This is a genomic window from Kitasatospora sp. GP30, from assembly GCF_029892145.1.
GTDB lineage: Bacteria > Actinomycetota > Actinomycetes > Streptomycetales > Streptomycetaceae > Kitasatospora > Kitasatospora acidiphila.
Genome location: NZ_JARZAH010000052.1, coordinates 42,022 through 51,712, shown reverse-complemented (window position 1 = coordinate 51,712; position 9,691 = coordinate 42,022). Strand labels below are relative to the sequence as shown.

The 9,691-nt window shown below is 69.4% G+C and carries 7 protein-coding genes; 1 reads left to right on the top strand and 6 read right to left on the bottom strand.

Features of this window, described 5'->3' with window-relative positions:
• Positions 1 to 159 precede the first annotated feature (159 nt).
• Both P3T35_RS37275 and P3T35_RS37270 read right to left on the bottom strand, forming a co-directional pair.
• Positions 160 to 711: a cysteine hydrolase gene (locus tag P3T35_RS37275; protein ID WP_101378319.1), complete on the bottom strand. Its 552-nt coding sequence runs from the start codon at positions 709 to 711 to the stop codon at positions 160 to 162.
• A gap of 16 nt (positions 712 to 727) precedes the next feature.
• Positions 728 to 1,687, bottom strand: a complete 960-nt coding sequence (locus P3T35_RS37270; protein WP_101378318.1) for an NAD-dependent protein deacetylase — start codon at positions 1,685 to 1,687, stop codon at positions 728 to 730.
• A gap of 112 nt (positions 1,688 to 1,799) precedes the next feature.
• Between P3T35_RS37270 and P3T35_RS37265 the strand changes: the two genes are divergently transcribed.
• Positions 1,800 to 2,105, top strand: coding sequence for a hypothetical protein (locus tag P3T35_RS37265; protein WP_143676680.1), 306 nt, complete (start codon positions 1,800 to 1,802; stop codon positions 2,103 to 2,105).
• Between the two features lie 55 nt (positions 2,106 to 2,160).
• On the opposite strand, the gene P3T35_RS37260 is transcribed toward P3T35_RS37265, so the two are convergent.
• The 4 genes from P3T35_RS37260 to P3T35_RS37245 all read right to left on the bottom strand — a co-directional run bounded on the left by P3T35_RS37260 (position 2,161) and on the right by P3T35_RS37245 (position 8,841).
• A complete protein-coding gene (locus P3T35_RS37260; RefSeq protein ID WP_101378316.1) occupies positions 2,161 to 2,439 on the bottom strand; it encodes a hypothetical protein in 279 nt (92 codons plus the stop codon).
• A gap of 81 nt (positions 2,440 to 2,520) precedes the next feature.
• The gene (locus tag P3T35_RS37255; RefSeq protein ID WP_101378315.1) at positions 2,521 to 4,182 is read right to left on the bottom strand and encodes an RICIN domain-containing protein; all 1,662 of its coding nucleotides are present in this window, start codon (positions 4,180 to 4,182) and stop codon (positions 2,521 to 2,523) included.
• A 187-nt stretch (positions 4,183 to 4,369) separates the two neighbouring features.
• On the bottom strand, positions 4,370 to 4,852 hold the full coding sequence (locus tag P3T35_RS37250) for a luciferase family protein (RefSeq protein WP_101378314.1): 483 nt from the start codon (positions 4,850 to 4,852) through the stop codon (positions 4,370 to 4,372).
• Positions 4,853 to 4,995: 143 nt separating this feature from the next.
• Entirely contained in the window at positions 4,996 to 8,841 is a 3,846-nt protein-coding gene (locus P3T35_RS37245) for an amino acid adenylation domain-containing protein (protein WP_280709393.1), read from the bottom strand.
• Positions 8,842 to 9,691: the final 850 nt, after the last annotated feature.

The window sequence follows — 9,691 nt, the reverse complement described above, 5'->3', positions numbered from 1 at the left end:
AAAACCCCCGCCCCCCCGCTCCCCCCCCCCCGGGCACCCACAACCCCGCCGGCCCCGCCTCCCCCCGCGCGGCGCGCCCCGGGCCGGGGCCCCCGCGGCGCAGTTCAGGACGGCCGAACAGCCAAGGACCAACCGTATTCGGGCCTGGTGACCCGTTCGTCAACGGCGCCCCCACTCGGCCGTCGTGGTCACCTCCGTGAAGCGCGGGAACAGCCGCTCCACGAGCACCCGGTGCACCTCGGGGTCCGGGTCCATGCAGCCGTCGGCCGGCACGGTCAGGCGGAAGTCCAAGTCGGCCGCCTGCTGCAGGGTCGCGCCCACCGCCCCGCCGGTGGCGATACCGGTCAGCACCAGGTGGTCGATCCCACCGGACCGGAGCACCACGTCGAGGTCGCTGCCCATGAAGGCGCTCGCCCGCTTCTTGTTGACCACGATGTCGTCCGGCCGTGCCCCGAGCGCGGGATGGAGCCGCGTGCTCGGATGGCCCTCGGTGAACGCACCCGTGCGCGGCATCACGGCGAGTACCTTGTTCTGCCGGCTCACCTCCGGATAGTCGGCGCGGAACGCGGTCATCACGAAGATCACCGCGACCCCGGCGGCCCGGGCCGCGCCGATCACCTCGCGCAGCCGCGGCACATAGGCGGGGTCCTTGACGAAGTAGTCCACGATCCCTTGCTGAACATCCATCACGAGCAGCGCGGAGCGCGACATCCAGGTCTCCTCTGCCTCAGGTGTCCGATCGAGCCCGACTCTGATGATCCGTCAGTCCGGCGGCCGGGGCAGCTGACGCGGCCGAGGCGGTCAGGGCGGTCAAGGTCGCGCCGAGTGGCAGCGAGAGCTTGACGGCGGCCAGCTCGTCACCGCGGGTGGCCCCCTGGTTCACGATCGCGACGGGCTTGCCGGCGCGCGCCGCCCGCCGGACGAAGCGCAGACCCGACATAACCGTCAGCGAGGAGCCGAGCACCAGCAGCGACCGCGCCGCGTCCACGAGTCGATAGCACAGCTCGACCCTCGCCTTGGGCACGCTCTCGCCGAAGAAGACCACATCGGGCTTGAGCACCCCGCCGCACTTGCGGCAGGACGCGACCCGGAAGTCCGCCACCAGCTCCGGCAGCAACTCGGCGTCGCCGTCCGGGTTGACGGCGGCATCCGCGGCCCGGAAACCCGCGTTCAGGGCGTCCAGCCGCCGGTCGAGTTCCGCCCGGGTACTGGTGTGCCGGCAGTCGAGGCAGACCACCCGGTCGAGCCCGCCGTGCAACTCGACGGCATCGCGGGTGCCGGCCGCGTGGTGCAGGCCGTCCACGTTCTGCGTGATCACCGCCGCCACCCGCCCCGACCGCCGCAGCTCCTCGACGGCCCGGTGCCCGGCATTCGGCTCGGCGCGGGCGATCGCCTGCCAGCCCGCGTGGCTGCGCGCCCAGTACCGGCGCCGCGCCTCCGCGCTCCCCGTGAACTCCTGGTAGGTCATCGGAGTGCCCCGGCGCCGACTGCCGGTGACACCCCGGTAGTCGGGGATCCCCGACTCGGTGGACAGCCCCGCACCGCTCAGCACCACCACACCCCGCCCGGCCAGCAGGCGGGCGATCGCCGCCACACCGGCGTCCTGCGGCACCTGCGCGTGGCGCGCGTGGTCGTCGTACGCGTGGTCGTCGTACGCGTGATCGTCGAGCGTCCCTGGCACAGCCATACTCGCCAGGGTACGGCTCGGGCCGGATGGCCGGACCGCCGCCGATCCGCCGGCGCCGACTCACCCGTCCCGTTGTGGGACCGGGAGCGGGATGGTGCGCTGGAGGCGATCCATGTGCGTCGATCACGTGAGCCGTGGGAACGGCGCCGAACGGGAGAGCCCGCCGATGTCACCCGAGCAGTCCAGTCACCCCCGCCTCGCGGGGGTGGCCCAGGTGGCACAGGCAGCAGGCCGCAAGGAGGGCGGGGTGCCGCCACCGACGACCGCCACCGCCCGCAAGGGCGGGCCCGGGCGCACCGTCCTGGTCACCGTGCTGGTCGCGATCCCGCTGGTCAAGATCGCCTGGACGGTGGGGAGCGGCGATGCGACCCGCGAGGTGGTCAGCGCCACCGGCCTGCCTGCTCCCGCGTTCGGTTGAACCGGCCTACCGTGCCCTGCCGTTCGGCTGAACCGAACCTCCCGGCCGCGCCGCGCTATTCCTCGCCGTCGTCCACCAGCCCGAACGCCTCGGGGAACGCCGCAAGGTAGCGCCGGCGCTCGCCGGGATCGGCCTCGGTCGCGATCCGGGAGACCACACCGGCCAGCCGCTCGCGCTGGTCCGGCGTCAAGTGGTCGAAGACGAACGCGATCCAGTCCAGTGTCTTGGCCGCGGCCCGAGGTTCGCCGTCCGCGTCGATGGAGCACTCCAGCAGCCAGGCGAGCTCGATGACGATCTCCGTCAGCGGCTTCACCAGCGGGTCGGTAGCAGTCACGGCAGAAGAATGTAGCCGACACCGGTCCGTCCCACTACTGGGCAGTAGGACGGACCGGCGTGCTGTCGGATATCGGCCGCATCAACCGTGCAGATAGACGATGCCGGTCTCGTTCAACCGCCACAGTTGGTTGGCGGCACCCGTGTTGGGCTGCAACTCGATCACGGGATTGCCCGCGCTGTCGGTCGAGCTGCCGATGGTGGCGACCAGGCCGGAGTTCTGCGCGGAGGCCACCGTGTACCAGCCGTTGCCCGTGGGCTGGAAGAGCCAGCGCTGGTTGGCGCCGCCGTTGCAGGACCACTGCTCCAGCTCGACGCCGGCGGCGGCCGTGCCACCCTTGGCGTCCAGGCACATGCCGCGGTTGCCGGAGAAGTCGACCTCATAGGCGCCGCCGGAGCGGGCCTCGGTGACGAAGGCCTGGTTGAGGCCGCCGTCGGCCGGATAGGTGACCAGCGGTCGGCCGTTGGTGGAGTCGCCGTCGGTACCGCCGCCCGAGAAGTCCATGACCTTGCCGTCGACGGCGCTGGTCAGCTGGAACTGGCCGCCGTCGTCCACGCTGTCGGTCCAGGCGGCACCGGGAGTGAGCGGCCGGATCGAGGTGGAGTCCTGCTGGTTGAGCGTGCAGTACGCCTCGGGCTGCGCCGGCTGGTCGTAGAACTGGGTCAGGCAGGCGGCCTCGCCCTGGTAGCCGGCGACCCGCAGGTGGTAGGACTGCCGGATCTCGTCCATGCAGATCAGCCCGCCGAGCAGCACCTTCATGTCGCAGCCGTTGCGGGTCAGCTCGCTGACGTCGATCACATCGCCGTTGGTGTACTCGTACGGCGAGGTGGTCCACTCCGCGCACACCTCGTGGCCGTAGGAGACCCGCCGCTGGTCGAGATAGCGCACTCCCGGCACCCGCTCGGCCGCCGAACGCAGTGCGTCGGAGAAGAGCGGCACCACCAGGTTGTGCCCCCAGGAGAGGTCCTCGGTGTACCCCGGGCAGCCGTTGGCGATCTTGCCGAGGTAGTTGTCGGCCGCCGACCGGATGTCGCCGGTGATCGGCGTGAAGTACGACTGGTAGACCAACTGGTAGTCGCCGTCGGCGTATCCGGCCGCGCGCATGGTGTCGCGCACGTCCTGCAGGGCCGCCACGATCTTGGGCTGTACGGCGGCGGCCCGGCGCTGGATCTCCGCGGTGCCGATGGTGTCGCGGCAGCCCTGGGGCTGGTTGACCGGGAAGTACTGGTTGAGGCAGGACTCCATGATGCCGGTGAAGTCGAAGTCGTCGTTGGCGCCGATGGTGACCACCACCATCTTCACGTCGTTCGACTTCGCGATCTGCGCCAACTGGGAGTCCTGCTTGGGCTCCCCGTAGTCGCCGCTGCCGCCGCCGGTGACGGCCGCATACGCCGGCAGGGAGACCAGGTCACCGGTCTGCGCCCCCGAGCAGGCGATGTCGAAGGCGGTCGCCCCGGCGATGGCGGTATCGAAGATCTCCGCCTTGGGGTTGCGGTGGCAGTAGTCGGTCGGCCCGTCGGTGCCGGCGAAGTAGCCGTCGTTGGTGTCGGTGCCGGCTCCCTCCCCGGAGATGGCGCTGTCGCCGAGCGAGACGATCGCGGCCGGGCCGCTGTGCGGCGCGGCGGCGGCCGCAGGTCGGGCGGTGCCCGCCTGCGCCGCCGGCGCGGCGGCCAGGCCCGCGGTCGCCAGCGCCACCGCCCCGGCGAGTGCGAGGAACGGTTTGTACCTGCTCCGGTTGGTCATTGAGCCTCCCAACGCTCCTGGACCGAAAGAACCGTGCGGAGCCACGCAAAATGTGACGCATACTCACGTTTGCTGGCTCATCCCATGGTTCCGGACCGGCAGGTAACCGACAAGGAGCATGCACGGGCTTTCCGTCGCCGCCGTGCACGCTCCACGCCACCGCGCATGCTCCAATGTCGGCGGCGCCTCAGGCGCCGGCCGCGTCCGACCGGCTCGGATCCGCCTGGCGCAGCGTGCCGGTGGCGTAGGCGTACGACAGCTGGACGAGCTGCCAGATGAGCTCCAACTCGGCGCGGTCGCGCGGGCCGTAGATCAGGATGGAGTTCTGCTCGGGGTGGCGGACACCCCAAGCGGCCTTTTCCACCTCGTCCTTGAACGACTCGGGGAGGGTGAGGTGGAGGCTGCCGTCGTGGTGCGGGTGGATGTGGGCCCACTCACGGCCGCGCTGGAAGGCCTCGTTGGGGCCGGTGCCGATGCCGTCCGGGATGAACAGGGAACGGGCATGCGGGACGGAGGTCAGGGTGGGCGCCATGAAGACGAACGGCAGGGCGCGCATCCGCTGCCACAGCTCCTCCTGCAGCATCACCGGGGCGATCTGCGAGCGCTGGCTGTGCGGAGCCGGGCCGAAGACCTCCGGAACCGATCCAGGGCGGGTGGGCAGGTCGAGCATGGGGGGAGTCCTTTACTGAGTTCACCGAGTCTGCTGAGTTCACTGAGCCAAGAGAGAGAGCTGATGGAGCGTCAAACAATCGAGTTCCGAACATGGTTCTGGGGCGGCCGGTGCGGCCGCCCCAGAACCATAGCGCGGGGGTGTTACCGGTCGAGCCGGTGGCGAATGGCGTTCACCAGTTCGGCGATACCGGCCTCACGGAGCACGCTGTAGTGGTCACCGTTCAGCGTGACGATGGTCGGCGCGGTGGCCGAGAAGCCCGAACTGCCCTCGATGAACGAGTAGTCGTCACCGGAGGCCTTGAAGATGGTCACCGGTGCGTCGAGTTGGCGCTCCGCCAACTCGCGGAAGCTGTACTCGAACTCGTAGGTCTCCTGCACGATCCGGGTGATCCGGCGGATCATCGGCTCGCCCAGCGCGGGCAGCAGGCCGTGGATGAACGCCACGAAGCTGTCCTCGTCGTGCGCCACCTCCAGGCAGCGCTGCAGGTCCGGTCCGCTGATGGAGCCGCCGAACACGGAGTAGAGGATCGTGACGTACGCCGGGTTGCGGTAGGAGGACTCGCGGCCCCACTTCTCGCCCTCGGCCTGACGGACCTTCGGGTTCCCGGGGCAGATCAGCAGCAGGTTGTCGATCCGCTCGCCGAGCTGCTCGAGCTGCCAGGCCGCCTCGAACGCCACCCGGGCGCCGAAGGAGTAGCCCCACAGCATGTACGGGCCCTCCGGCTGGATCCGCCGGATCTCCGCGATGTCGGCGGCCGCCATCTCGCGGATCGTCGAGTAGGGCACCTCGCCGGCGTTGATGCCGTGCGCCTGGACGCCGTAGAACGGCCGACCGAGGTCGATCTCACGGCCGAGCATGCGCAGGTTCATCGGGTAGCCGCCCAGGCCCGGCCAGGTGAAGACCGGGCTCTCGGTGCCGCCGTTGTGCAGCAGCACCAGGCGGGAGGCCGGCACATCGGCGTCGTTGCTCTCGATCCGGGCGGCGAGGTCGGCCAACTTCGGTGCCTCGAACACCACCTGGAGCGGCAGCTTGATGCCGAGCTCGCGGTTGATCCGGTTGATCAGCGACACGGCGATCAGCGAGTTGCCGCCGGAGGCGAAGAACTCGTCCTCCACCGAGACGCTCTCGTACTTCAGCGCCTTGCCCCAGGCCTCCGCCAGCCAGCGCTCGGTCGGGGTGGACGGGGCGACGTAGTCGGTGCCGGTGTTCGCCGACCGCACCTGCTCGGAGGCGGCCAGCGCCTTGCCGTCGACCTTGCCGTTGGCGGTCAGCGGCAGCGAGTCGAGGATCAGCACCCGGTTGGGCAGCATGTAGTCCGGCAGCAGCTGCGCGAGCTCGTCCCGGATCATCTCCGCCGGACCCCGCATGTGCACCGAGTCCTCGTACATGCCCTCGCTGCTGATCTGCTCCTCGCTGACCTTGCCGCCGAGGAAGAAGTACGACGCCCCGGTGGCGATCCCGCGGGAGACCAGGATGTCGTCGATCCGGCGCGCGGCCGGCAGCGGGTGACCGGACTTCGAGCTGTAGCCGGAGGACATGAAGCCGAAGCCCAGGCCGTTGCGCTGCAGTTGGTGCAGCTTCTTGCCGAGCAGGATGTACTCCAGCCACTCCTGCTCGGCCCGGCTGACCGCGCTGATGCCGAAGCTGGAGCGGTCGTAGACGCCCTGGTTGATGGCGATCACGTGCTTGGGCTGGACCACGTCGGGTGAGATGGGCTCCAACTCGCCGTCCTTGTACCGGTACTGTCCGGCCGACAGGCCCTCGACGCGTCCCGGGTGGGCCTGCAGGTAGAGCTCGGTCGAGTCCAGCCTCGGCAGCCCGTCGTTGGCGTAGATCTCGAAGGTGCCGAGGTAGTAGTCCTCCTCGTGCACGTGCAGGCTGCTCTTGACCGCCGGGTGGAACGAGGACGGCCGGATGTTGAGGCCGTACTCGGGCAGGATCTCCTCGAAGACGCCCAGCATGTGGCCGGTCTCGAACTCCAGGACCTCCTGGATGTTGTTCTTGTAGACCGGCTCGATCGCCCGCTTCTTGCCGACGAAGTGGGCCTCCAGGTAGACACCGGCACCGGCCGTGGCCGGGCCGATCCGCACCAGGGTGTGGTCGATCGGGTGGTAGTAGTACACCCCGCCCTCAAGACCCGCGATGCCGCCGGTCTCCAGGTACATCTGGGTGGCGTACAGCGCACCCGGCGAGGCGTACGAGTACTTCGGCAGCAGCCGCTCGTCGCTCTGGAAGCTGCCGAACCAGCGGAGGATCTCGCCGAGCTGGTCGTTGGTCAGCTCGTCCAGGCCGCGCGACAGGGCGGGCACCGGCTTGGGCGCCAGGAGCGCCAGCAGGTCGTCCCGGGTGACCTGGCCGCCGTCGTAGAAGCGGTAGGTCTTGCGGGCGAAGGTCTCGCGCCGCTGCCGCTCGCTCTCCTGCTTGCCCGGCAGCTCGACCACCGGCAGGTCGGCGAGCTCCGCGTCGTCCCGCACACCCGCGTTGGACAGCTGGGCCTTCACCTGGAGCTTGCTGGACTTGGACTGGTGGTGGCTGTTGGCGGAGTTCCCCTGGTCCATCAGAGCTGCTTCCTTGGGATTCAGCTCGATGCAGGCCACCAGGTTCTGGAAGCCGGTGCGCGGGTCGTCGGTGACGATGGCCGCGGCCCGCTTCACCCAGGTGTGCTCCTCGATCGCCAGGGAGATCTCGTCCAGCTCCACGCGGTAGCCGCGCAGCTTGATCTGGTTGTCCACCCGGCCGAAGAACTGGATGGTGCCGTCCGGGTTCCACTGGGCGAGGTCGCCGGTGCGGTACAGCCGCTCGGTCGGCACGAACGGCGAGGGCACGAAGCGTTCCTTGGTCTGGTCCTCGCGGTGCAGGTACCCGCGCGCCAGCTGGACACCGCCGATGTACAGCTCGCCGGTCTCCTCGATGCCCACCGGAGCCCGGTTCTCGTCGAGGATGTAGCACTGGGTGTTGTCGACCGGGACACCGATCGAAATGGTGCCCGGCCCCTGCTCGATCGTGTCCGGGTCGACCAGGTAGGCGGTCGCGTTGATGGTGCACTCGGTCGGCCCGTACAGGTTGACCAGCGACACCCACGGCAGCTCGTCCGCGAGGGAGCGAGCCAGGGCGCGGGAGAGCGCCTCACCGCCGGAGAACACCCGGCGCAGCGTGACGCAGAGGTGGAACTCCTCGGTGTCCAGCAGCGCCTGGAGCAGGGTCGGCACGCACTGCAGCGTGGTGACCTCGTGCTTGACGATCGTGGAGATCAGCGCCTCGGGATCGCGGAAGATACCGGGCGCACCCATCACGACCCGGCCGCCCATCGCGGGGGCCAGGATCTCCCACTGCGCCGCGTCGAAGCTCATCGGCGTCTTCTGCAGGATCGTGGTGCCCTGCCCCAGGTGTCCGCAGTCCTGCAGCCAGCGCATCTGGGACATGATGCTGCGGTGCTCGATCATCACGCCCTTGGGCCGGCCGGTGCTGCCCGAGGTGTAGATGACGTAGGCCAGCGACTCCGGCCGCACCGGCTCCTGGCTGACCTCGGCGCAACCGCCGTCGGCGCAGGTGTGCGAGTCGGCCAGGGTCACCACGCGGGTGCCCTGCGGAGCGAGTTCGGTCAGCTTGTCGACCAGGTGGTCCTGGGTGACGACGACCCGGGTGCGGCTGTCCTCCAGCATGTAGCGCAGCCGGTCGTCCGGATACTCCGGGGAGAGCGGCAGATAGGCGGCGCCCGCGAGCATGATGCCCCAGGCGCCGACCATCAGGTCCAGGGACGGTTCGACATACAGACCCACGCAGTCGTCCGCGCCGACACCCTGCCGGTGAAGGTGGCAGGCCAGCCGGTTGCCGGCCTGCTTGAGCTCCTGGAAGGTCAGGCCCTGGTCGTCGAAGCTGACCGCGATGGCGTCGGGCTGTATATCCGCCTGCTCCATGAGCAGGTCGGGCAGACATCTGCCCAGCTTGGTGTCCTGAATCCGCGCGCTGAACTGAGCGGTGTTCAAGGTGTCTCCTCCCCTAACTGAGACATGATCATGAAAAATGGGCGACGGGACGGTTGGCTGGCGCCGAGGCGTTCCGCCTCCTTGGCAGAGCCGGGCGGGGCTGCACCGGCGAGGTGGTTCCTGAGCGGGCTGGCGGACGGCCGCGCGCCTGACGGGACCTGGCGGGCTGCCAGGGTGATCAGGACCGGTACGGCCGGCTGCCGCATCCTGCGGGCCGTCCGGACCGCGCGTCCTACAACACGGCGACGAGTTATCCGAACTGGAGGAATTCGACGCATGGCCGAGGCACGTACTGAGCCAGGTACTAAGGCAAGTTACTGCGGACTGGCCGGCGCACACCGATTATGCATCCCTGACGAATTGTCAACTAATCAGCAACTCGGCGGCAGTTCCCGACGCCGCCCCATCGCGGGAATTCCCCGCCATGCGGCACGGTCGCCCGACGGCCGCCCCCAGCGACCCCTCAGAGTGCCCACTGCCCGTACGCGTCAAGGAACTTGGCGCACGTCTCCGGAGTGATCGCACTGCTGACATCATCCCCCGTCCCAGATTTTTGCGGGCCGCATCAGGGCGAAGCGCATTGTCTTCACCCCGTGATGTTGCCGGTACCAGCCCCATGGGCAGCGGCTCCGCCCACCCGTTGATACACCTCGTTTGACTGCCCATCTTTTAGACTGTCAATGGCCGTGTCAATCAGTTCGGAAAGGTCGCGCCCCAGAGGGGTAAGTCGGCTCAGGGTGCGTCAAGTTCCGGCCCGCGCTGCGCGACGAGGCCGGCTCCTGGCGGCGGCTCGCCCAGGGCGCGCGATGCCGCCTCAGCGTCTCTGAAGGATCACGGCGATGCGCTGACA